We start from the raw sequence: 22,758 nt of genomic DNA on the forward strand, positions 1-22,758 counted from the left end.
TCCCTTTCGCTGTGGTCTATCGCCACACAGGCCATCTGTGCTACGGATAGTAGTGCAGCGCTACGGCGCGTACTGTTTCTCGGGAGGCCAGATGGTATCCGTTGCCCGCTCGACTCCGCGGTTGTCCCTTGGACAGCGATGGCTGCTGGTCCTGTCCTGCCTGTCGATCGCGTTGGTCGTGGCGTCCATGGCGGCGCTGTACACCGCGCTGCCCGAGATCGCGGCGGTGACCGGCGCCAGTCAGCAGCAGCTGACCTGGATCGTCGACGGCTACACCCTCGCGCTGGCGATTCTGGTTCTGCCGGCAGGAGCTATCGGAGACCGATATGGGCGGCGGGCGATCCTCATCATCGGGCTCGTGGTCTTCGCACTGGGTTCGGCGCTTCCGGTAGTGCTCGACACCCCGCACTGGCTGATCGCGGCCCGCGCCATCAGCGGTGTAGGTGCGGCGCTGGTGATGCCCTCGACGTTGTCGCTGATGACCGCAGGCTTCCCCGAGGGTCGCCGGGGGAGCGCGGTGGGCTTGTGGGCGGGTGTGGCCGGCGCGGGCGCGGTACTCGGCATCCTGGGATCGGGTCTGCTGGTGGAATGGTGGCCGTGGTGGTCGATCTTCATCGGAATGACCGTGGCCGGACTGGTGCTGGCGGTGCTCGCGGGCACGGTGCCGGAATCGGTCGAGGGCTCGCGGCCGCGGGTCGATGGGTGGGGCGCAGTGTTCTCGGCGGTGGCGGTGGGCGCCGTCGTGGTCGCGGCGATCGAGGCACCCGCACGCGGCTGGCTGGATCCCTTCGTGCTCGCCGCCTTCGCGATCGGGTTGGTCGCCGCCGTGTCGTTCGTTCTGATCGACCTCAGGATCGAGCATCCGCTGCTGGATATGCGGCTGTTCGCGGACCGGGGATTCAGCGCCGGCACAGCGACCGTTGCGGTGCAATTCCTGGTGACCTTCGGCATTTTCATGCTCGTGGTGCAGTTCCTGCAACTGGTGCTCGGCTACCGGCCCATCATGTCGGCGCTGGCGTTGTCGCCGATCATGATTCCGATGGTCGCGGTTTCGGTGGTGGCACCGCGGCTGGCCGAACGGGTCGGGCTGCGCTGGCCGATCATGATCGGGCTGCTGCTGATCAGTGCGTCGTTGTTCGCACTGGCTCGGCTCGATACCGGTAGTGACTATCTCGACCTGTTGTGGCCATTGCTGCTGATGAGTATCGGCATGGGCCTGAGTACGGCGCCGGCGACGGCGGCGATCATCGCGGGCACACCGGTGGAAAAGCACGGTGTCGCGGCCGCGGTCAATGACGCCGCCCGCGAGGTAGGTGCCGCCCTTGGTATTGCCATCGCGGGGAGCGTGCTGGCCGCGGGCTATCGGGACCACATCGCGCCCGCACTGCCGCGGATTCCGGAGCAAGCCCGCGGCCCGGTCGAGGACTCGCTGGCCGGCGCGCTACATGTCAGCGATATGGCGGGACCAGTGGGGCAACCGCTCGCCGACCTGGCGCGATCAGCGTTCATGTCCGGCGCGCAGCAGTCGGCCATTGCCCTCGCGTGGGCGACGTTGGTGGCGACCGTATCGGTGGCGATCTGGGCGCCCGGAAAATCGATGGGCGGATCGACGACGGACTGTTAGCCTCGACGTCATGCACTTGTACTTCCTCTGATACTTCCGAGCCCCCGTCCGCCGATGCGGATCGGTTGTGGCTCTCTCCGGTGACCCGTCGCGCCGTCGGCGCGCATTCATCGATCACGGCACCGCACCGCTGTCCCCGAACGCGGGTGACGTGTGCCCGGAGGAAGACAAATGACCTTGTGGATTCAGCCTGCCCGGGAGCGGGCGCAATTGACCTGTACGAACATTCACGTCCAGCGTGGTGAGCGCACGGTGCTCGCCGGCGTCGAGATGACGGTGTCGCCGGGTTCCCGGTGGGGGATCGTCGGTGAGAACGGACGCGGGAAGTCCACGCTGTTGCATGTGCTCGCCGGAGTGCTGGCCCCCGATGAGGGCAGTGTCCAGCGCATCGGCACGCTCGCGCTGGCCACGCAGGAAATGCCCGATCAGGATCGGCGCACCGTCGGTGATGTCATCGACGAACAACTTGCCGCCGCACGCGCGGCGATCGTCCGCCTCGATGCGGCTGCCGACTCGCTTACCGAGGGGAGTGTGGGCGCGGAGCGGGAATACAGCGAAGCCTTGGATCTCGCGCAGCTGCTCGACGCGTGGGATGCCGACCGCCGCGTCGACGTCGCCCTGGACGGGCTCGGCGCGGTCACCGACCGGGCGCGACCGCTGCACACCCTCTCGGTGGGGCAGCGCTATCGGGTTCGCCTGGCCGTCCTGCTCGCCGCGGGCGATGACTTCCTGCTGCTGGACGAACCGACCAACCACCTCGACCGGTCCGCCCTCGAATTCCTTACCGCGCGTCTGCGCGGCTACCCCGGCGGCGTGGTGGTGGTCAGCCATGATCGGGCACTGCTGACCGACGTGGCCGCCACCGTCCTCGACTTGGACCCGACGCGAGACGGCCTGCCCCGCGTGTACGCGGGCGGATACGCCGGCTACCGCGCGGGACGCCAGGCCGAATACGAATGCTGGGAACAGGAATTCAAGCAGCAGCAGCACGAGCATGCTCGGCTGGCCGACGATCTGTCGGCGGCGCAGAACCGGCTCGTCAGTGGCTGGCGTCCGGACAAGGGCACCGGCAAGCATCAGCGCGCCACGCGCGCCGGGTCGGTGGCCCGCGCGGTGCATCGTCGTCAGGAGGAACTGGAGCGGCACCGGATCACCGCGCCGACGCCGCCGCAGCGGTTCACCATGCCTGCGCTGCCGTCGGTGCACGGTGTCACGCTGATGCGTGCCGAACAGGTGACGGTCTCGGACCGCTTGCCTCACCCGATCGACCTGTCGTTGGATTCCGGTGAGCGACTGGTGATCACCGGAGCCAACGGCGCGGGTAAATCCACGCTGCTCGAGGTACTGGCGGGTGCGCTGACGCCGACGACCGGGCAGGTACATCGGGCGCGGAAGGCGCGCGTCCAGCTGGTGCGGCAGGAATCGCAGCGCGCCCCGCACCGTCGAGTGCGCGAGATATATGACGCGCACGTCGCGGAGCTGGTCAGTGCCGGCGTGCTCGCCGAAGCCGACGTCGTCGGCTTGTCGAGTCTCGGTGTGCTGAGCACACGCGAGGTGAACAAGCGTGTCGGCGAGCTGTCGATGGGACAGCAGCGACGCCTCGATCTCGCCTGCGCGCTGGCCGTCCGGCCGCATGCGCTGTTGCTAGACGAGCCGACCAACCATCTGTCCATTGGGCTGGTCGACGATCTCACCGATGCCTTGCGAGCCTGCGACGCCGCGCTCGTCGTGGCTACGCATGACCGTCAGCTCCAGCGCGATATCGGTGACTGGCCGCGTGTCGAGCTGGGCGCCGACGTCGTGACCGGCTGAACTGGCCGCCGCTCGCCGATCAATGCTTCCAGGGGGTAACGCCCGCTCCATGGAAGCCTCGGTCGGGTGCTGGTGTGTCGCCGAATGCCCCTGCTGCACAACGTCTACGGCGAGTGTAGTAGACAAGGTTCATGGGCTTCACTTCCACTGTTCGCCGTAGAACCGTCGTGTCGGCTCTCGTTGTCTCGGTGGTGGTATTCGCTGGCGTCGGCGGTTGGCAGCTGGCGCATGCGGAATCGACGGTCGGTGTCGACAACAATGTCGGGTACACACTGTTGGGACCGCTGTTCGCGGTGTTCGTGCTCATCGCCGTGGTCCGGGCGCGGCGGTTGGCGCAGGCCTCGACACGGCCGGAGGTGCTGATGGTTCGGGAAGCGGGGGCGCAGCGCAGGCAGTGCTCGGAGATGCCGCCGCTGCCCTCGCCCTCGATGCCGATCGAGGACGTGGAATTGGCGCGCTACAACAGGTATTTGGCCGAATTGAATGCTCGTGAGATCCGGGACGAGCTGCGTGCGGCAGGACTCGATGTGTTCGGCACGTCCCCGGGGCATCGCTGACCGCACCGGGACTGAACGGCTGTCCATCACAGCATGTGTGATTCAAGCCACAATAGCATCTCCCTATTTCGGCTTCCGAGGTGCAGACTGAAGAGAAGCTTCGGGCGGGTGTGTGCGGCGTTCGAACGGGGCGACACCGGACGCGGCTGTCGCCCCGCAACCGAAGGAGTGGTTGTGAACGCATACCCACCGATCGCGGAGCATGGCATCGTCGGCGATCTGCAGACCGCAGCACTGGTCTCCTCCGCGGGCACGATCGACTGGTGGTGCACGCCGCGATTCGATTCACCCAGTGTTTTCGCTTCGCTGCTCGACAGTGAGCGGGGTGGTTATTGTCGACTGGCCGCTGATGTGACCGCCGATGTCGGGGTTCGACAGCTGTACATGCCCGACACTGCCATCCTGATGACACGTTTCCTTGCGCCCCAGGGTGTGGGCGAGGTCGGCGACTTCATGGAGCCCCTCCCCGAGCGTGTCGCCACCGACCGGCACCGGCTGGTTCGAGTGGTCCGGGTGGTGCGGGGAACCATGCCGTTCACTCTGACCTGCCGCCCCCGATTCGACTACGCCCGTGCGCCGCACACGCTGACCATGCAGGGCCCTCGGGCCGCGATCTTCCACGGTCCGGGCACCGACTTGCACTTACAGGTCTCCGACCCGATCGAGCTGGAAGACGATAACGGCGACATCGCCGCGCGGTTCACCCTGTCCGAGGGCGAGACGGCCGTGGTCGTGCTGACCAGCGCCGCGGGTGGCGGCCCCGCGCCCGCGCCACCACAGCGTGATGAGATCGGCGGAGAACTCGAGCGCTGCCGGGAGTACTGGCAGTCCTGGCTGCGATCGTCGACGTACCGCGGCCGCTGGCGTGACATGGTCAATCGGTCCGCCATCACCCTGAAACTGCTCACCTATGCGCCGACCGGTGCGCCGATCGCCGCCGCCACCATGGGATTGCCCGAGCAAGTCGGTGGGGAACGCAACTGGGACTACCGCTACACCTGGGTCCGGGATGCCTCGCTGTCGGTGCGGGCGCTGATCGATCTCGGTTTCGTGGAGGAGGCGCACGCTTTCCGGCTGTGGCTGCGTGATCGTCTCGAGGCCGGGCACACCGCGTCGGGCGAGCCATTGCAGATCATGTACCGGATCGATGGAGATCCGCGCCTGGATGAGGAGGTGCTCGACCATCTGGAGGGCTATCGCGGGTCGGCGCCGGTACGAGTCGGCAATGCGGCCGCTGACCAGATCCAGCTCGATATATACGGCGAAGCGGCCGACGCGCTGGCGCAGACCGTCGGTACGGGCAGCGTCTGGGGGTGGCGTACCTTCGCGGCGCTGACCGACTGGCTGACCGAGCACTGGGATCGCCCCGACGAAGGAATCTGGGAAACGCGCGGCGGCAAGCAGGATTTCACCTACAGCCGACTGATGACCTGGGTCGCGTTCGACCGAGCCATCGGGCTGGCGACCACCTACGCGCGGCCCGCGGATGTCGCGCGGTGGACACGGGCCCGAGATACGGTCTTCGACCAGATTCTCGATCGCGGCTGGAGTGACAAGCGTCAAGCGTTCGTCCAGCATTACGCCACCGACGTGCTGGATGCGTCGCTGCTGCTCATGCCGCGTCTGGGATTCCTGTCGCCACGGGATCCGGCCTGGCTCAGCACGCTCGACGCGATGGATGACGAGTTGGTCAGCGACAGCCTGGTCTACCGCTACGACCCAGCGGCATCGCCGGACGGCCTGCGCGGTGCCGAGGGCACCTTCAATCTGTGCAGCTTCCTGTACGTGGAGGCGCTGGCGCGGGCGGGACGGTTGTCTCAGGCGCGCTATGCCTTCGGCAAGATGCTCACCTACGCCAATCACGTCGGGCTGTTCGCCGAGGAGATCGGGCCATCGGGCGAGCAGCTCGGCAATTTTCCGCAGGCCTTCACCCATCTGGCGCTGGTGGCGGCGGCCATGGCGCTCGACGAGCAACTCGACCTTGCTGAGGCCCGGCCCGGTCCGCCATCCGGATAGACCGCATCTCCGTCGCGAGTCGCGACGTTATCTGCCGGATGTCCGCCTCCGCGCCCGAGATGCCGGCGCGGGTGGTGGCGGGGAGGTACGGTGCGTGTCCAGGTGTGGTTGGTGAGAGCGGCGTCACAACAAGTCGGTGAACGATCGTGCTCTGAGGTGTGCCGATTATGTGGTGATCGATGGTGATGATTCGTAGCGGACATGCCGGTATTCATCCGGCAAAACTGCGGACCAACTGCATGGTGGTGGAGTGGCACCGGCTATGGCATTTATGTAGTACTGTCCGTAACATTCAGATGAGACGAGTGTAAACTCATTGCAGTTGGAGGTCTTCGTGTCCGGCGCGATTCACGAAGTGGCAGGGGGACTGGCCGCACCAGGCATCGAAGGTGGTGGCGCGGCGCTCGATCAGGTCGCGGTCATGACCGGTTCCGCGGGTGTCATCGCACTGGTGCTGCTGTGGGTGGGCTATCTGCACCGCACCAGACGGATCACCTGGCTCGGCGCGCTGGCCGATCGACTCGGCGCCGTCGTCAATCGACCAGGCTGGGTGGCACTGCCCATCGTGATGTTCCTGGCCACCATCCTCACCGCGTTACTCGGCTTCATCTGGGACGTCAGCCTGCACGTCGGCAACGGACGTGACGAAGGGCCGCTGGCCAACCCCGCGCACTACTTCATCCTCGCGGGCCTGTTCTTCCTGTTCACCGCGGGCATGCTGGCCATGGTGCTGCCACTGGACGGCAAGCCCGGTGCGGCTGCGGTCCGGATCACCCGCACCTGGTACGCCCCGGTCGGCGGCATCCTCATCGCGGGCGCAGGCCTGTATGCGCTCATCGGGTTTCCCCTCGACGACATCTGGCACCGTCTGTTCGGGCAGGACGTCACCCTGTGGGGGCCCACGCACCTGATGCTGATCGGCGGTGCGGGGCTGTCGCTGGTCGGTGTGCTGCTGTTGGAGTTCGAGGGCGGACGCAACCGGCCCGATCCCGACCGCCCCGACGGTTGGCTGATCTGGCTGATGCGCACGTTCGCCTTCGGCGGCTTGATCATCGGCCTGTCGGTCTTTCAGGTCGAATTCGATTTCGGCGTCGAACAATTCCGGCTGGTTCTGCAACCGATGTTGATCGTCGCGGCCGCGACCATCACCCTCATCGCGGCCAGGGCGGCACTCGGCGCGTTCAGCACCTTGGTGGTGGTGGCCTTCGCGGCCGTCGTGCGCGGGGTGGTCGCCTTCCTCGTCGGCGGCCCGATCATCGACGCGCCGCGCAACGTGTTTCCGCTCTATCTCGGTGCCGCGGTCGTGGTCGAACTGATGGCCTTGTTGCCGCTCGTCAAGCGGCCGATCTGGTGGGGAGCGCTGGCAGGTGTCGCGGTGGCCACCATCGGCATCTGGCTGGAATCGCGCTGGGTCTCTGCGATGTTCGTCGATCCGTGGCCCACAGCGATGTGGCCGGAACTACTCGCGATGACCATCCCGACGGGCGTGGCCGGTGGTGTAGTCGGCGCACTGTTCGGGCTCGTACTGCGTGGTGAGCCGCTGCCGCGCCCGCCGGTGCGTCACGCGCTGATCGTCGCCGCGGTGGTGATCATTGCCGCGACGACCGCCAACGGCCTGATCATCCGGGTGCCCGATGAGGCGACCGCGACCGTAACCTTGGCCGAGGCCGAGTCGGTCGGCGGTGGGCGCATGGTCACCGCGGACGTGCGGTTCACCCCGACCGACCTGGTCGGCGAAGACCCGGAGTGGGTGCAGATCCTGTCCTGGCAGGGTGGCGTGGGTTCCGAGAGTCCGGGGCGCGGCCTCGTCGTCGACCAGCTGCGGCGCGTCGGCGAAGGACGCTATGTATCCACCGAACCCGTTCCGGCGCACGGCAGTTGGAAGACGGTGCTGCGGGTTCAGGACGGACGGACGCAGGCCGCGCTGCCGATCTTCATGCCGGCCGATCCCGGCATCGGGGCCGCCGAGGTGGCGGCGCCGCCGGAGTTCACTCGCGAATTCGTCGCCGAGATCACCGTATTGCAGCGCGAGCGGTCGTTCGACCATCCGGCCTGGCTGTTCGGTGCCGCGTCGTTGCTCGTGCTGGTCTGCAGCCTGATACTCATCGGCGCACTGTCCTGGGGCGCGGCTCGGATCAACGACCGGTACCTGGCGGCCACTCCGCAGACGAGTTCGGTGAGCGGAGGATGATCGCCGCCGTCGACCGGGTGGATGTGCTCGCCGATCACTCCGTCCTGCTGGCGGTGCCCGCCTTTCTGCCGGCCTTCATCGTGGTCGGGATCATCGTGTTCATCGCGGTGCGGGACCGCCGCGCCGAGAAGCGCGAGGGTGACCCGGAAGCCGCTCGGACACAGCAACATTCGAAGAACGATGAGGAGCCTCGATGACCCGCGGGTGGCGGTACTGTGCGTTGGTACTAGGGATCGGCGCCATGACACTCGGTTGCTCCACCTCCGAGGAGGCCGCACCGGCCACGCCGGCACAGACGACGGCCGCGCAGGCCTCGGCAACCGGTTCGGCAGCGGCGGACGCCGTGGTCATCGAGGTGCGTATCGCGGGCAGCTCGGTGACCCCGGTGAATGCCAGGCTCGATGCGACGGTGGGACAACCGATCGAATTGGTCGTCGACAGTGACGTCGAGGAGGAACTCCACGTGCACGCCACCCCGGAGTACACCTTCCCGGTTCGTCCGGAAGCCGGACAGCGGTTCCGCTTCACCGTCGAGGTCCCCGGACGCGTCGAGATCGAATTGCACGGATCCCATCGCACGGTGGCGATGGTGGACGTTCGCCCGTGACCGAGGTGCTCGCGCACGGGATCTCCGGTGCGACCGATCTGCCGATCCCGTTGTCCTATGCGCTGATCGGAGCGGCGTGGGCGCTGACGTTCTCGTTCGCGGTACTGGCATTCGCGTGGCGGGAACCACGGCTGAATCCCGACTCGCCCGGCGTCGCGCTGCCCGGTCCGGCGCGAATCGTGATCGACTCACGGCTGACGCGCGCACTGCTCGGCGCCGTCGGGCTGATCGGTGCGATCGGCGTTATCGTGGTGGGCTTCGCGGGTTCTCAGGATCCGGCGGACAATCCGGTGCCCGGCCTCGTCTATATCTTCGTCTGGGTCGGAGTCCCTGTGGCATCACTGGTCGTGGGTCCGGTGTGGAAGGTCGTGTCACCACCGCGGACGGTGCATCGCCTCCTGCGCCGGATCACCGGTCGCACGCCGGAAGAGGGGTTGTTTCGCTATCCGGGATCGTGGGGGAATCGGCCTGCGGCGGTGGGTTTGTTCAGCTTCGTCTGGTTGGAACTGGCCTTCCCCGAACCGGGTTCGGTCCTCGCGGTGACGGTCTGGTTCACCGGCTACCTGCTGGTCAACACGGCGGGACTGGTCGCGTTCGGCACCGCATGGGCCGAACGCGGCGACCCGCTCGAGGTGTACAGCAGCCTGCTGGCCCGGTTGAGCCCGCTGGCTCGCGGGCGAGACCGGACGATAGTGCTGCGGTGGCCGCTGAACAATCTCGCGGGCACCCCGGCGCTGCTGGGGTCGGTGGCGGTGGCGGCGACCCTGCTGGGATCGACTGCGTTCGACAGCTTTTCGATGTTCACCAGCTGGCGAAACCTTCTCATCGAAGTGGGCGGCGACTCCACCCTTATCACCACTCTGCTGCGAACCGCGGGCTTGCTGGGATTCATCGCCGTGGTCGGCGGCATTTTCATACTGGCAACTCGTGCGACCGGTGGCCTCACCCGGGAGCAGCGGGCGTCGCTACCGATTCGGCTCGCGCACAGCCTCACTCCGATCGTGGCCGGCTACATTGTCGCTCACTACCTGACGTTCTTGGTGGAGAAGGGCCAGGCCACGTTGATCCTGTGCGCCGACCCGTTCCAGCGTGGCTGGAACATTGCGGGCCTGGCGGATCTCGACGTGCAGTACATCCTGTCGAACCATCCGTCCGTGCTGGCCACCATCAAGGTCATCGCCGTCCTGGCCGGCCACATCCTCGGTGTCGCCGCCGCCCACGATCGCTGCCTGCGGCTGCTGCCGCCACGGCACCGGCTGACGGGGCAGCTGGCGCTCATGGTGACCATGGTCGGCTTCACCTTTACCGGGCTCTACTTACTGTTCGAGGCCTGAACGCAGCCGACGTCATCGGCCCTTCCACATCGGATCGCGCTTCTCGGTGAAGGCTCGCACGCCCTCGGCGGCATCGTCGGAGAACAGCGCGGTGGACGCGATGTCGTATTGCTTGTCGAACGCGTCGCCGGTGCTCCAGTCGGCCGCTTCCTCGACGATTCGTTTGCTGCCGACCAGGCTCAGCGGGGCATTCACGGCGATCCGCTCGGCCAGGTCGAGTGCAGCCTCTAGCGCGTGACCGGGATCGGCGAGCTTGTTGATGAGCCCGAGTTCGGCCAGCCGGGAGGCCTGCATGGGATCGCCGGTGAGCGCGAGTTCCATGGCGATATTGCGGGGCAACCGCTCCCGCAGCCGCATCACGCCGCCTGCGGCCGCGATCAGGCCGCGCTTGGGCTCGGGAATGCCGAACTGTGAATCGCTCGCTGCCACGATCAGGTCCGCCGCCAACGCGAGCTCGCAACCGCCCGCCAGGGCCGGACCCTCGACGGCGGCGATGAGCGGTTTACGTGGCGGCTTTCCGGTAAGCCCGAGCGCGCCACGGACTTCGGTCAATGGTGCTTCTCCAGTCGCCATGGCTGTGAGATCCATGCCCGAGCTGAAGTAGCCGTGTGCGCCGGTCAGGATCGCGACTCGGAGGCGAGGATCGGCTTCGAAGGCGTCGCACGCGCGCTCGAGCCCGACGGCCATGGCGTGGTTGACCGCATTGCGAACCTCGGGCCGGTTCATCGTGATGATCATGACGGGGCCGCGGCGCTCCACCAGCACCGGCGGCGGGGGAGGTGCGGGCACCGCCACCGGTCGTTTGCCTTCGACGGTGACCTCATGGCCGTGCACGGTGACCGGTAGCCCGAGTGCATCGGCGTCCTCGAGCATGCTGAGCATCTCCGGCGCCTTGGTGCGCACCAGCACTCTTGCTCCGTCGGGCGCGATCAGACTCAGTATGGCGGCCTCGGGCCTGCCGTCCCGGTCGTAGGGCAGCGTGTACGCCTCGACTACAGCAGGCCCGGTGTAGCTCTGCCGGACCGGACGTGCGGGCGGATTGTCGACGATCGGGCGCAGATGCGTATACGCACGGTGCGGTGGTGTGGCCGAGTAGATGCCGATCGCGTGCTTGGTGACATACCAGCCGAGCGATGTGCTCAACCCGAACGTGTCAGGATTCGCGCGCAACCGCGCGACCATCGTGGCGACGGCGTGTGTGCCGTAGTTGTTGCCGGGCCCGCCGCCGAAGGTCAGTCCACCGGTGACCGACAGGGGCCGGTTCGGATCATCGACCGGCAGACCCAGTTCCCGAGCCGCGATCTGCACCGCCACCGGGAAACAGGAGTACAGATCGACCGGGCCGACCTGATCGATGCCGATGCCTGCATGCTCGAGCGCTGCCGCGCCGATGGTTCGGATTGCAGGAGAGGCGGCCAGCTCGGCGCGTTCGGAGACGAACCATTCGTCGTGCGCGGACGCTCCCGCATGCACGAAGACCCACTTGTCCTGTGGGATTCCCGCGGCTTCGGCCGCGGCGGCGCTGCACAGGATCAGGCCGGCGGCCATATCGACTTGCAGGTTGGCGCACAGCAGTTTGGTGTAGGGAGCCGAGACCATGCGGTTGCCGGGGGTCGGGGTGGTCAGCTCGATCGGGGTGAATTCCTGAGGCAGCCAGGCATTCTCATTGTGGGTGCCGATGGTCGACATCCGCGACCACAGCTCGCCGACCGCACGCAGATGCTCCTTCGGCTCACGCCCGAGACGGTGCCGGTTGGCCGATTCCATGAGCGAGTACATGTAGATCGGCGCACCCAGTCCGACAGCGGTCTCGGCGGCATTATTGGCTTCGCGGTCGATGCCTGCCGTACGCGTCGGCTCGACCTCGGGTCCCTGCTCGGGCCAGGCGACATCGGCGCCCGAGCGTTGCGCGGCCGCGAGGGTTGCACCCGCTTCCGCGCCCGTGACCAGCACCATCTCGTAGATTCCGTCGGATATGGCCTGTGCCGCTTCATTGATCAGCAGTTGGCCGCCGTCGCCGCCGTACATCGATGACTGGACGGTATCCACGGTCTCGGCGCCGACTGTTGTCGCGATCAGCGCGCCCAGGTCGCGGTACTGCCATGATGCGCTGGCCACCGCGAAGACGGCATTGGTGGAGGCGAGCAGTTTTTCGTCTGCCCCTGCATCCGCAGCTGCTCGCCGAAGTGCGCGCGCCGCAAGCGCGGCCGGGTCGGCGACCGTATCGGGAGTGTGGGAGACGAACTGTCCTGCACCGACGAGCACCGGAGTGTTCGGAGCAAGAGTCCGACCGGAAGCCTTGTGCAGTACCGGTTTCCGTGCGACGGTCCGCACGGTCAGGGGGCCGGCAGCGGCCAACTGCGCCGACACGCGAGCCAGTGAACCCCGGAGGGATTCGGTCAACGTGCGCACGAGCGATGCGCCCAGCGGGCCTTCGACAGGTTGCCCGGACAGTCCTGCATCGAAGCATGCGAGTGAACCCTCGCCCTCGGGATACACCGTCAGCCAGAACCCGAGCGTCAGCCCCATCGGCCCGCGACCGCGCAGCTCGATCGCGGTGTCCTCCGCCGAGACGATCGTCCACGCGATATCGGCAGGGATACCCATGAACTTGACCTGTTGGACGAACTCCATCCCCGCGTATGCGCCGTTCGGTGCCTCGCCGCGGAAGGCGGCGTGCATGCTCAGCCAGTCGGCGAATCGGCCGGGGTCGGTCAGGAAGGCCGCAGCGGTGTCCGCAGGAAATGCGAGGTGCTGTGCGGCGTGGGCGCGTTTGTCGAATTCCGCCAGACCAGCGGGCGCCGTGTGCGCGGTGGAGCCGGCCACATCCGCTGTCGGAGCGTCCGACCGGCCGAGGACCCCGGCGGCGATATCCCACAGGATGCGCGGATTTCCGGCGACGGCATCGGCCAGCTGCCGCACTGCCCGCGCCTGTGTGCGCGCTTGCTTCAGCGCGCGGGGACCTCGACTCACGCCGGACACCACCTTGTCTCGCCGATTCATGGAACTACCTAACGGTCAATAGTTCAGTGGAACTATTAGACGGTTAGTAGTTCCGCATGTCAATATTGGTGCTGTGACCAGACCGGGTGCGCCACTGCCAAGCCTGCTCAGCCGCGCGATGACCCGGGTGGTCGGCGCGGTGCCCGGAGGTGACGACACCGACGCCAAGGTTCTGGACGCCGCATTGCGTGTGCTGGCCCGTCGCGGCACCCGCGAAGCCACCATGGATGACATCGCCGCCGAATCCGGCGTCGGCCGCACCACCCTGTTCCGCCGCTACACCAGCAAAGACCAGCTTTTCGAGCGTGCGCTCGCCCGCGATATGGGCCGCATCCTCGACGATCTCGCCCAACGCTTCACCGTCGTCACCGACCCCACCGAACAGGTGGTCCTCGGCTTCATCACAGGTTTGCGCCTCGGCGACCACATCCTGTTCCGTGATTCCGATCCGGTGCGCCGCGCCGAACTCCTCCAGGCGCTCAGCCACGGCGATCCGTCCCCGATCGTGCTGGGCTTCAAGGCAGTTCGCGCGAATATCGCCAGGGCGCAAGCCGACGGGAAGATCCCTGTTCGCGATCCGGACGCACAGGCGGACGCCCTCATCCACCTGATGATCGGCTACCTTGCCGCCCCGAGCCTGGCCGTCGACATCGCCGACCCGGTAGCGGTGGAACGCCTCGCCCGCGCTGCGGTTGCTCCGATACTCACCGGAACCATCGACTGAATCGACTGCACCCAACTCGCACCGGCCGGTCATCGTGTCAGGTCGCGTGGGTCATCGGACGGATCACGACACGACCTCGTAGTCCGCCGGGTCGAACTTCGCCTGTGCCTTGTACTCGATCCCCAGCGAGGGCCAGTTGGTGGTGATGCGGCCGTCGGCCTGGCGGTACCAGGAGGAACACCGGCTCCACACACTGCCGTTGAGTTTGGCCTGGATGCGCTCGTCGAAGGCCTGCTCGACATCGGGGCGCACATTCAGCGGGGCGCCGACGCCGACCATGTGCGCGACGTAGCGGCCGAGGTACTTCGCCTGCGCCTCGAGGAAGTAGATGATCGATCCGCCACCGGTATTGGTGTTGGGCCCGTACATGATGAACAGGTTGGGGAAACCGGGAACGGTCATGCCGTAGTAGGCGCGCGCGCCGCCCTTCCACTCCTCGTGCAGGTCACGGCCTTCTTCGCCGGTGATCGTCATGGGAGCCAGGAATTCGGTGGCGGCGAAGCCCGTGCCCCAGATGATGACGTCGGCCTCGTGCTCGGTCCCGGCGGCGGTCCGCACGCCCGATTCGGTGATTTCGCTGATCCGTTCGGTGCACAGCTCGACGTTCGGTTCGACCAGGGCGGGCAGGTAGTCGTCGGAGAACAGGATCCGCTTGCACCCCACCGGATAGTCGGGCCACACCTTCTCGAACAGCCCCGGCTTCGCCTTGGTCTGCCTGCGCATATGCCATTTGGAGACCGCCCTGATCGCAGCGGCCAGCGGTTTGGAGTAGACCCAGGCGAAACTGAGTCCTTCGACCACGCCGTACCAGGTGACCCGCTCGCCGAGTTCGGTGACCGGCGCCTTCTCGAACACCGTGTGATGTATCGGTGAGAACTCACGGTCGGGCCGCGGAACGATATAGGGCGCGCTCCGCTGGAAGACGGTCAGCCGGCCGACCCGCTGCTGAATCTCCGGCACGAACTGGATCGCGCTGGCACCGGTGCCGATCACCGCAACCCGCTTGCCCGTCAGATCGATATCATGGCGCCACTTGGCCGAATGAAAGCTGACACCCGCGAACCGCTCCCGCCCCGCGATTTCCGGCAACACCGGCCGTGCCAACTGACCGACGGCCGACACCAGCACATCGACGACGACGGAGTCGCCGGTGCTCAGCCGCACCGTCCACCGACCGGTCCTCTCGTCGAACGCGGCGCCGATCACCTCGACGCCGAACCGGATATGACGGCGCACGTCGTACTTGTCGGCGACCTGCCGCATGTAGTCGAGGATGGCCGGTTGTCGGGAGAACCGATGCGGCCAGCGCGGGTTCGGCTCGAAGGAGAACGAGTAGAACGGCGACGGAATGTCACAGGCAGCACCCGGATAGGTGTTCTCCCGCCACACCCCACCCACATCGGAACCCTTCTCGAACACGACGATGTCGTCGAAGCCCTGCTTCTTCAATTCGATGACGGCGGCCAGGCCGCCGAAGCCGCTGCCGATGACGGCGATGGAGGGCTTCATACCGGCTCCTCTCGGTGGGGTGTGTGATTACCTCCAGTGTTCAGGATCGGCCCGTTTCCGCCTTCTGTCACCCCGGCGGGTGCCCGTCGGGGTCGGCCTCGCCGGATCGTGGTTCGTCGGGAAAGACACGCGACCAGTCATCGTGCACGCTGACCACCTGCCATCGATGCTCGGCGGCCATCGCCAGCGCGTGTTCGGCGCCCGCGTCATAGGCGAATTCGCGGTCGCTGTCGTCGTGGTGGATCAGCAGTCGCAAGCCGTCGTGGCGGGTGAGTTCGAGCATCGGAACGTCCCCGTTGGAGTTACCGACCGCGAGCAAAGGGCGCCGCCCGATGCGGCTCCAGATCCGCACCGGCTTCTCCGGCCCGTCATCGACGAAAGCCATCTTCGGGCTGTAATGCACGGAACCTCCGCCGTATTCGAGACCGAGGCTGGAACCGATCACCCGTTCGCGCGGCACACCGTAGAACATGTCACCGGCCGGTCGCATGAAGTCGCGGTCGCCGCCGGAGACGATGTAGACCGCGAAATCATGGGCCTCCAGATATCGCATCAGTTCCAGCATCGGCGTGTAGACGCATTCACCGAAGGGCCGCAACAGCACCGGGTGCACGCCGGCGGCGAGGAATTCTCTGGCATGCGCGGTGTAGTCCTCGACGTCCAGGCCCGCGGTGGCCGCGGCGACGGCACCGAGCAGCTGGGTGGTGGCCGAATCGTCTCCGGCGTAATGCCTGTCGACGGCCTCGGCGAGCCAGCGGTAGTCGTGCGTGGTCGCAGCGGCATAGGGTTGTCGTTCCCGCAGCCGCGGATTCGCCTCGGCCATCCGGGCCCACCGCGACAGCAAGAACACCAGCTGCACCGGCATCGGTTTCTCGGTCCACAGTGTGCCGTCATTGTCGAAGACAGCGATTCGATCGGCGACCGGAACTCTGCTGCGCTCGATACGGGCGACGAAGTCGACGACAGCGGTGCGGGCCGGGCTGTCGCGCCAGGACTCCAAGGTGACCTCCTCGGTCGCACTATGTCGCGGCGTCATCGGCGACGGTCCAAGTCGTCGAGCGCCGAGGACACCGTCGGGTACACCGGGACCCGACGATCGCCCGATACCGACTGCCCAAGGGCGTCGCGAAATTGCCCGATATCGCGGGCGACCGCGAAATCGATGCGTTGCCGGGCCAGGGTGTCACGCAGTTGCGCGAGCATCGACGCTGCGCTCACGTCGACGAACGGTGAGGTCTCGGCGTCGAGGATCACCACTCGGGTGCTGTCGGTGCACATGCTCTCGATGCGGTGTTCGACGTAGTCGGCATTGGCGAAGAACAGCCCGGCCTCCACCCGCACCACCAGCAGGTCCTGGCGTTGTTCGAGCTCGGGGTGGCGGTCGGTGTCGACCCACAGGGTGCCGTCCTTGGCCAGGCCGGCTACATGCGGTTGCGAGGCGCGGTACAGCAGGAGCAGCATCGAGACGCCGATGCCGATGATCAGACCGGGCAGGGTATCGAAGATGAGCACGCCCGCCATAGCCGCGACGGCGGCCGCGAAATCGGCGCGGGCGGCGTGCCCGTATATGCTGCCGAGCCGCGTCGTCCACACCCGGTACAACCGGCGCAGGGCATCGATGTCGACGAGTTCGATGACCGCGGCAATGACCACGCCGGCCAGCGTCGCTTCGGGCAGGTTCTCGAACAGGCCCGTCAGAAACAGCAGTGTCACGATGACGAGGGCTGCGACGACGAGGCCGCTCAACTGCGTCTTCGCGCCCGCGCCGCCGTTCACGGCCGTTTTGGACAAACTGCCGTTGACCACCATGCCCGATCCGAGCCCCGACCCGAGGTTGGCGGCACCGAGACCGAACAATTCCCGATTCGCGTCGACCTGGTAACCAGCCTTGGCCGCATATGTTTTCGCAGCGCCGAGCCCTTCGGCGAACCCGATCAACAGCACCCCGACCGCGGGACCGAGCAGGTCGATGAGTTCGCCGACACCGATTCCGTCGGGCATGCCCACCGAGGGCATGCCCGAGTCGATATGGCCGACGATGTCGACGCCTTGCTCGTCGAGCCCGAAAGCGGTGACCGCACCGATCCCGAGCAGCACCGCCAGCAGCGACCCCGGTACCAGCGGCAACCAGCGCTTGAATCCCAGGACGATCGCGAGCGACAATGCCCCGATCAGCGCTGTGCGCCAGTGGGTGTCGCCGAGATGACGAATGACGCCCAAGGCTTGTTCGAAGAAGTTGCCCGGCGTCTTCTCGATGCCGAACAGTTTCGGCACCTGGCCGATGATGATCGTCAACGCCAAACCGACGATGAAACCTTTCAACACCGGTTCGGAAATGAACGAAGCAATGAAGCCAAGCCGGATCAGCCCCGCGATGAGCCCGACGATGCCGGTGGCGAGGGCGAGAGCGGTCGACAGAGCGAGGTAGCGTCCGCCATCGCTGCCGGCCAGGGGAGTGATGATCGCCGCCGACAACGCCGCGGTCGCCGACATCGGGCCGACCACCAGATGCCGGGAGCTACCGGCCAGGGCGTAGAGCACCAGCGCCGGGATCGCGGCGTACAGGCCGATCACGGGTGGTACCCCGGCGATCGAGGCGTAGGCCAGTGCTTCGGGCACCATGACCGCCCACACCGTGAGCCCCGCGACGACATCGGCACGCAGCCAGCCCCGCTGATAGTGCTGCAGCGAACCGAATACCGGCCATGGCCGTTCGGTCGTCGGCCCTGTCACTACAGACCACCGATGCCCTTGCCGACGACCACAGCACCCATCACCAGCAGGACGATCGCCATCACGATGTGGTTGTTGTTCTGCAACCAGACCTTCATCGCGTCGAGCCCGCCCCGCAGTTTGTCGGCCGCGACCGCGTACCCGATCACAGGCACGATCACTGTGCAGGCGGCGAGGACGGTGAAGACCACCACGGCTACGACCTCGCCTTGCGCCGAGAGTCCGCCGGTGCCGATAACCACACCGGCCGAAACGCACAGCAGCAGGTTCTTCGGATTCACCGCGGACAGTAGAAGTCCGAGACCCGCCGCCTTGCCGAAGCCGAGTTCGTCGATGGCACGCATCCAGCCGGGCACCTCGGTATCGCCCCGATCGCGCCACTGCTTGCCTGCGAGCACAACCAGCAGGACACCGAGTGCGATCTTGATCCACGACGCGGCCGCAGACGGCTGCTCGTCACCGGTGTCGCTCAGCGTCCCGGACAAGGCGACGAGAAACCCGGTGACCACGATGATCCCGACCACCCAGCCGAGTCCGAACCCGGTGCTGGTCTTGGCGGCATTGGCGGACAACAACATGAGGATGGCGGCCACGATCGGTATCGGCGAGATCGCCACACCCACGGCCAGTGGAAGCAGATCACCGATGACTTGGCCCATGGCGTCAACCTAACGACCCCGGGAGCGCCGCTCGTCACACGTTGAGGGTGAAATCGATTGTCAGCTCGCGGATTGATCGCGCAGCCGGACCCGCGCCTCGGCGTAGGCGGCAAGCGTCGATTCGCCCAGGGTCGCCGTCGCCGGGTATAAGTCGAGCGCAATGCCCTGACGGTGCAATCGGTCCTGGTTCCAGTAGTCGAGGACCTGGGCGTCGACACCGCTGAGATGGAGATGTCCGCCAACGGCATCGAGCCGCCGCGCATAGTCGCTGACCACGACGAAGAATGTCGCGCCGAGCGTGGTCCGCCCGCGCATGCGCAAGACGACCATCGGCGATTCGGCGCCTGCGGGATCGGGCAGACGCACCTGCAGGGTGCGGGCGCCGGCATAGAACAGGCTGCCGTACACGTCGAGGATGACGATCTCGCGACTGCGCAACGCGGTCGGCGCGGGCACCTCGACCAGCCTGCCGTTCTCGGCGCGCAGCTGCACGACCTTCAAATCGACCGCTTCCTGATTGAGTTGCAGCAACAGCGACAGCGTGACCCCGATGCCGACCGCCGCGGTGACCGGGAGGAACAGCGTGGCGAGGAATGTCGCCGCCAGGGCAAGACGGGAGGTCGGCCCGCTACGCCAGATAGCAACGATCCGCGCGGGATCGAACGACCCGACCGCGGCGACGATGAGTACCGCAGCCAGGGTGGGCATAGGAACATGGCCGACCAGACCGGCGAACGCGATCAGGATGACCACCATCCACAGTCCCGACCACATCGGACCCCACCGGGTGCGCGCTCCGGCAACGGTCGTGAGCGCCGTCTGGCCGACGGAGCCGCCCACCGGCATCCCGCCGAAGAAGCCCGAGGCGACATTGCCGACGCCCTGTCCGGTGAAATCCCGGTTGATTTCCGAGCGGGTGCCGTCCCGGTTCGGCGCGGCCTCGGCCACCCCGACGCCCTGCACCAGCACGATCACCGCGACCGCTGCCGCCCCGCTGATCAGCGACGGTGTCAGCATCGAGAGATCGGGCAGGGCCGGAAGGGGAATACCGTGCGGAATGTCACCGACATCGGAAACCCGTGCCACCGAATCCAACCCGAACAGCGGCAACATCGCGGTCGAGACAATGAGCGCGGCAAGCGAACCGAGCATGCCGAAGCGCGTCCTGCTCATCCCGACAACGAGCAGTATCGTGACCGTCCCGATCAGCACCGAGGCGAGGTCGATGCGACTAGCGTGCAGGACGACGTCGGTGGCCTTGGCCAGGGCCACCTCACCCTCGGCCGAAACGCCGGTGAACCCGGCGAGCTGGCCGAAGGCGATATTCGCGGCCACACCCGAGAGGAAGCCGGTCATCACCGAATGCGAGACGAACCGGGTGTAGCGGCCGAGCTTCAGTGCCGCCGCCACGATCATCACGGCGCCGGCGACGAGGGTCAGCACGACCGTCGCCGCGGACCGGTCCTCGACCGGCACCGCCGCCAGTGCGGATCCGGCGGCCAGCGCTGACGCGCTGGTCGTGGTGACGACCATGAGTTTGGTGCTGGTCGTCAGGCCGCCGAATATCCGCCCCGCCATCGACGCGTACAGCCCGTGCACCGGGTTGACCCCCGCCAGCAGGCCGGATGCCATACCGTCGGGCACGCTGCCGATTGCGCCGGAAAGCCCGGCGAGCACATCGCTTCTGCGCATGCGCTCACCGGGCAGCCGGGCTCGTATCCAGTGTGTGAGCCTGCTCATCGGCACCCAGGATGTGCGGGTGCGACGGTGAGCGGGCCCGCTGAGGTCACATCTCGCTGGGGTTCCACGTGGTGACGGCCCAGATCACGACAACGTTGAGCACGATGATCAGAATCGACCACGCCGGATAGTAGGGCAGCCACAGGAAGTTGGCGATGATCGACAGCGCGGCGATGGCCACCGCCGCGACCCGGCCCCAGGTGGTTCCGGTCATCAACCCGAGTGCGCAGATCACCAGGATGATCCCGAGGGCGATGTGGATCCAGCCCCAGGTGGTGGTATCGAATTCGTATACGTACTCGATGCCGACTACGAACAGCTGGTCCTCGGCGACCGCCGAGATGCCCTGCAAGATCGACAGCACACCGACGGTGAGTAGCAGTATCGCGGCGCCGATCGAGGTCCCCGCCGCGATGCCCTGCCGCACCGGGCTTTCAGTTTCGGAGGAGTGCGTCATCGTTCATCCCTTCATACGAAGCGGTTGTAGGTCGACATTCGCCGGTGCGGGCCGCGGGCGCTTCACCCGTCCAGGGTGAATATGGTGACCTTCAACCAGCGGGGACCGGTCCAGGCTCGGGCTGATCGACAGTGCCGGGCTCGTCATCGCCTGGTTTGTCGCCGGACACAGCCGCACCGGAGCTGATCAGGACATTCACCCAGCGCGAGGCCGGATCGATATCCAGTAGCAGCGCCTTCACCAGCAAGGTCAGCGGAATGGCGAGCAGGGCGCCGAGAGCGCCGAGGATCCAGGTCCAGATCGCCAGCGACAGGAACGTGACCGTCACGCTCAACCCGACCGCGTCACCCACGAACTTCGGCTGGATGATCGACTGGATGACGAAATTGATCACGCAGTAGACGATGATCACCCACAGCATGAGCACCGGCCCGCCCTCGAGCAGGGCGAGCAGTGCCGGGGGTATCAGGCCGATGACGAACCCGATATTCGGGATGTAGTTGGTGATGAACGACAGCAATGCCCACAACACCGGTAATGGCACGCCCAACAACCACAGGGCGCCACCGTCGATGACCGCGACGATCAACCCGAATATCGTCGACACCACCAGGTATTGGCGGGTGCCGTGTGCGAAGGTCTCCAGGGCGTAGGCGATCTCGGGCCGTGCCTTCGCCACGATCGTCATCTTGCGGTCCATGGTCATTCCGTCGAACGCCATGAACAGCAACAGCGCCAGGATGAAGAACAGGTTCGACAGGATCCCGAGCAGGCTCTGCAACGCCTGTTCGATCACCTCCACGACCTTGCCGACGTCGATACCGCTGAGCACATTGTTGATCTGCTCGGAACTCACCCCCGCATCCGCGAGCGTGCCACGGACACCCTCGAGCAGATCGTCGACCTGATCGGTGTACTCGGGCAGCTGGGTGGCCAACTGTGCCGCGGACACGATCAGCGAGCCGACCAACACGATGATGATCAGGTACACCACGACCAGCGCCGCGACCATCCCCACCCAGGCGGGCCGTCCGCGACGCTGCGCCCACGACTGGATGGGCTGGACGGCCACCGTCAGCATCAACGCCAGGAACAGCGGCCCGAGTATTCCGGAGAACGCCTTGATTCCGCCGATCGCGACCACGGCACCCGCGATGGACAGCAGCACGATGAGCCCACGCGGGATCGCCCATACCGCACCGGAGGCCGCCGGTGGTGGCACAGCCGCGCGGGACTTCTTCTTTTCCGATCCCCGGGTCGCACGCATGCTCGGTTCTTCTCTCGGTCGACGGGGCGCGTGGACTCAGTCGGCAAAGACCTCGCGCAGCTGAGCTTCCTGCTCATGGGAGAGGTTGGTCGAAATGAGTTCGGCGTGCTGGCCGTGGAATTCGTCGTGTACGCGGTCCATGGTCGCGTCGGAGGTCAGTACGAACAGGGCCGAGGTGCCCGGGGTGATCTGGTCTTTGAGCTTGGCGATGAATTTGTCGTCGATGCCGATATCGGAGAGCGAACCGGCCAGCGCGCCGACACCGGCACCCACTGCGGCGCCGATGAGCGGGATGAAGAACAGGATGCCGAACAACAGGCCCCAGAAGGCGCCGCCGAGCGCTCCGACGCCGGCCAGGTGGTGCAACTGGCGCGTCTGTGGCTTCTTGGTGCCCTCCGGCCAGCTGACCATGGCCGCGTCGTGGACCTTGATCAGTTCCTCGGATTGGAGTCGGGTCAGCGTGTCGATCGCGGTATCGGCGCCGGTAGCGGTCGGGAACTTCCACACTGTCAGGGTCGCTGCCAT

At 66.6% G+C, this 22,758-nt stretch carries 18 protein-coding genes; 9 read left to right on the forward strand and 9 right to left on the reverse strand.

The genetic code is table 11. The features are described from left to right. Positions 1-91: 91 nt before the first annotated feature. The 8 genes from GV792_RS00225 (at position 92) to GV792_RS00260 (ending at position 10,141) form a co-directional block, all read left to right on the forward strand. The gene (locus GV792_RS00225) at positions 92-1,624 is read left to right on the forward strand and encodes an MFS transporter (protein ID WP_163821549.1); all 1,533 of its coding nucleotides are present in this window, start codon (positions 92-94) and stop codon (positions 1,622-1,624) included. Positions 1,625-1,795: 171 nt separating this feature from the next. After that, positions 1,796-3,436: an ABC-F family ATP-binding cassette domain-containing protein gene (locus GV792_RS00230; RefSeq protein ID WP_163821550.1), complete on the forward strand. Its 1,641-nt coding sequence runs from the start codon at positions 1,796-1,798 to the stop codon at positions 3,434-3,436. Between the two features lie 188 nt (positions 3,437-3,624). Continuing rightward, on the forward strand, positions 3,625-3,993 hold the full coding sequence (locus tag GV792_RS00235) for a hypothetical protein (RefSeq protein WP_163821551.1): 369 nt from the start codon (positions 3,625-3,627) through the stop codon (positions 3,991-3,993). Between the two features lie 174 nt (positions 3,994-4,167). Further along, on the forward strand, positions 4,168-6,009 hold the full coding sequence (locus tag GV792_RS00240; RefSeq protein WP_163821552.1) for a glycoside hydrolase family 15 protein: 1,842 nt from the start codon (positions 4,168-4,170) through the stop codon (positions 6,007-6,009). 421 nt (positions 6,010-6,430) lie between these two features. Next, complete coding sequence (locus GV792_RS00245; RefSeq protein ID WP_256668278.1) at positions 6,431-8,200, forward strand: hypothetical protein; 1,770 nt, start codon at positions 6,431-6,433, stop codon at positions 8,198-8,200. Continuing rightward, the gene (locus GV792_RS00250) at positions 8,197-8,397 is read left to right on the forward strand and encodes a hypothetical protein (RefSeq protein WP_163821554.1); all 201 of its coding nucleotides are present in this window, start codon (positions 8,197-8,199) and stop codon (positions 8,395-8,397) included. Before GV792_RS00245 ends, GV792_RS00250 begins: the two co-directional genes overlap by 4 nt. A 44-nt stretch (positions 8,398-8,441) precedes the next feature. Continuing rightward, positions 8,442-8,807, forward strand: coding sequence for a hypothetical protein (locus tag GV792_RS00255; RefSeq protein ID WP_256668270.1), 366 nt, complete (start codon positions 8,442-8,444; stop codon positions 8,805-8,807). Beyond that, positions 8,804-10,141, forward strand: coding sequence for a hypothetical protein (locus tag GV792_RS00260; protein WP_163821556.1), 1,338 nt, complete (start codon positions 8,804-8,806; stop codon positions 10,139-10,141). Before GV792_RS00255 ends, GV792_RS00260 begins: the two co-directional genes overlap by 4 nt. Before the next feature lie 12 nt (positions 10,142-10,153). Here the strand turns inward: GV792_RS00260 and GV792_RS00265 are convergent, their stop codons facing one another. Next, the gene (locus tag GV792_RS00265; protein ID WP_309138613.1) at positions 10,154-13,114 is read right to left on the reverse strand and encodes a crotonase/enoyl-CoA hydratase family protein; all 2,961 of its coding nucleotides are present in this window, start codon (positions 13,112-13,114) and stop codon (positions 10,154-10,156) included. A 103-nt stretch (positions 13,115-13,217) separates the two neighbouring features. On the opposite strand from GV792_RS00265, the gene GV792_RS00270 reads away from it, so the two are divergent. Then, the gene (locus GV792_RS00270; RefSeq protein WP_163821558.1) at positions 13,218-13,868 is read left to right on the forward strand and encodes a TetR/AcrR family transcriptional regulator; all 651 of its coding nucleotides are present in this window, start codon (positions 13,218-13,220) and stop codon (positions 13,866-13,868) included. Between the two features lie 63 nt (positions 13,869-13,931). On the opposite strand, the gene GV792_RS00275 is transcribed toward GV792_RS00270, so the two are convergent. The 8 genes from GV792_RS00275 to GV792_RS00310 form a co-directional block, all read right to left on the reverse strand. After that, on the reverse strand, positions 13,932-15,377 hold the full coding sequence (locus GV792_RS00275) for a flavin-containing monooxygenase (RefSeq protein ID WP_163821559.1): 1,446 nt from the start codon (positions 15,375-15,377) through the stop codon (positions 13,932-13,934). Positions 15,378-15,444: 67 nt separating this feature from the next. Next, positions 15,445-16,413 (reverse strand): HAD family hydrolase, encoded by a 969-nt coding sequence (locus GV792_RS00280; protein ID WP_163821560.1) that lies wholly within the window; start codon positions 16,411-16,413, stop codon positions 15,445-15,447. Continuing rightward, positions 16,410-18,110, reverse strand: coding sequence for a SulP family inorganic anion transporter (locus tag GV792_RS00285; RefSeq protein ID WP_163821561.1), 1,701 nt, complete (start codon positions 18,108-18,110; stop codon positions 16,410-16,412). The genes GV792_RS00280 and GV792_RS00285 overlap by 4 nt, the downstream gene beginning before the upstream one ends. Continuing rightward, the gene (locus GV792_RS00290; RefSeq protein WP_163821562.1) at positions 18,110-18,769 is read right to left on the reverse strand and encodes a GAP family protein; all 660 of its coding nucleotides are present in this window, start codon (positions 18,767-18,769) and stop codon (positions 18,110-18,112) included. Before GV792_RS00290 ends, GV792_RS00285 begins: the two co-directional genes overlap by 1 nt. Positions 18,770-18,829: 60 nt before the next feature. Next, entirely contained in the window at positions 18,830-20,509 is a 1,680-nt protein-coding gene (locus tag GV792_RS00295; RefSeq protein WP_163821563.1) for a SulP family inorganic anion transporter, read from the reverse strand. 46 nt (positions 20,510-20,555) lie between these two features. Beyond that, on the reverse strand, positions 20,556-20,966 hold the full coding sequence (locus GV792_RS00300; RefSeq protein WP_163821564.1) for a DUF7144 family membrane protein: 411 nt from the start codon (positions 20,964-20,966) through the stop codon (positions 20,556-20,558). 91 nt (positions 20,967-21,057) lie between these two features. Continuing rightward, positions 21,058-22,233: an AI-2E family transporter gene (locus GV792_RS00305; protein ID WP_163821565.1), complete on the reverse strand. Its 1,176-nt coding sequence runs from the start codon at positions 22,231-22,233 to the stop codon at positions 21,058-21,060. A 36-nt stretch (positions 22,234-22,269) separates the two neighbouring features. Next, a complete protein-coding gene (locus tag GV792_RS00310; protein ID WP_163821566.1) occupies positions 22,270-22,758 on the reverse strand; it encodes a DUF1269 domain-containing protein in 489 nt (162 codons plus the stop codon).

The sequence above is a fragment of the Nocardia cyriacigeorgica genome (assembly GCF_010868145.1).
Lineage (GTDB): Bacteria > Actinomycetota > Actinomycetes > Mycobacteriales > Mycobacteriaceae > Nocardia > Nocardia cyriacigeorgica_D.

What these genes read in the sequence shown, in the direction of transcription:
- GV792_RS00225 (WP_163821549.1), top strand. Translation starts at nt 92, where the DNA reads ATGGTATCCGTTGCCCGCTCGACTCCGCGGTTGTCCCTTGGACAGCGA.
- GV792_RS00230 (WP_163821550.1), top strand. Translation starts at nt 1,796, where the DNA reads ATGACCTTGTGGATTCAGCCTGCCCGGGAGCGGGCGCAATTGACCTGT.
- GV792_RS00245 (WP_256668278.1), top strand. Translation starts at nt 6,431, where the DNA reads ATGACCGGTTCCGCGGGTGTCATCGCACTGGTGCTGCTGTGGGTGGGC.
- GV792_RS00250 (WP_163821554.1), top strand. Translation starts at nt 8,197, where the DNA reads ATGATCGCCGCCGTCGACCGGGTGGATGTGCTCGCCGATCACTCCGTC.
- GV792_RS00255 (WP_256668270.1), top strand. Translation starts at nt 8,442, where the DNA reads ATGACACTCGGTTGCTCCACCTCCGAGGAGGCCGCACCGGCCACGCCG.
- GV792_RS00275 (WP_163821559.1), bottom strand. Translation starts at nt 15,377, where the DNA reads ATGAAGCCCTCCATCGCCGTCATCGGCAGCGGCTTCGGCGGCCTGGCC.
- GV792_RS00280 (WP_163821560.1), bottom strand. Translation starts at nt 16,413, where the DNA reads ATGACGCCGCGACATAGTGCGACCGAGGAGGTCACCTTGGAGTCCTGG.
- GV792_RS00290 (WP_163821562.1), bottom strand. Translation starts at nt 18,769, where the DNA reads ATGGGCCAAGTCATCGGTGATCTGCTTCCACTGGCCGTGGGTGTGGCG.
- GV792_RS00295 (WP_163821563.1), bottom strand. Translation starts at nt 20,509, where the DNA reads ATGAGCAGGCTCACACACTGGATACGAGCCCGGCTGCCCGGTGAGCGC.
- GV792_RS00300 (WP_163821564.1), bottom strand. Translation starts at nt 20,966, where the DNA reads ATGACGCACTCCTCCGAAACTGAAAGCCCGGTGCGGCAGGGCATCGCG.
- GV792_RS00305 (WP_163821565.1), bottom strand. Translation starts at nt 22,233, where the DNA reads ATGCGTGCGACCCGGGGATCGGAAAAGAAGAAGTCCCGCGCGGCTGTG.
- GV792_RS00310 (WP_163821566.1), bottom strand. Translation starts at nt 22,758, where the DNA reads ATGGCAGCGACCCTGACAGTGTGGAAGTTCCCGACCGCTACCGGCGCC.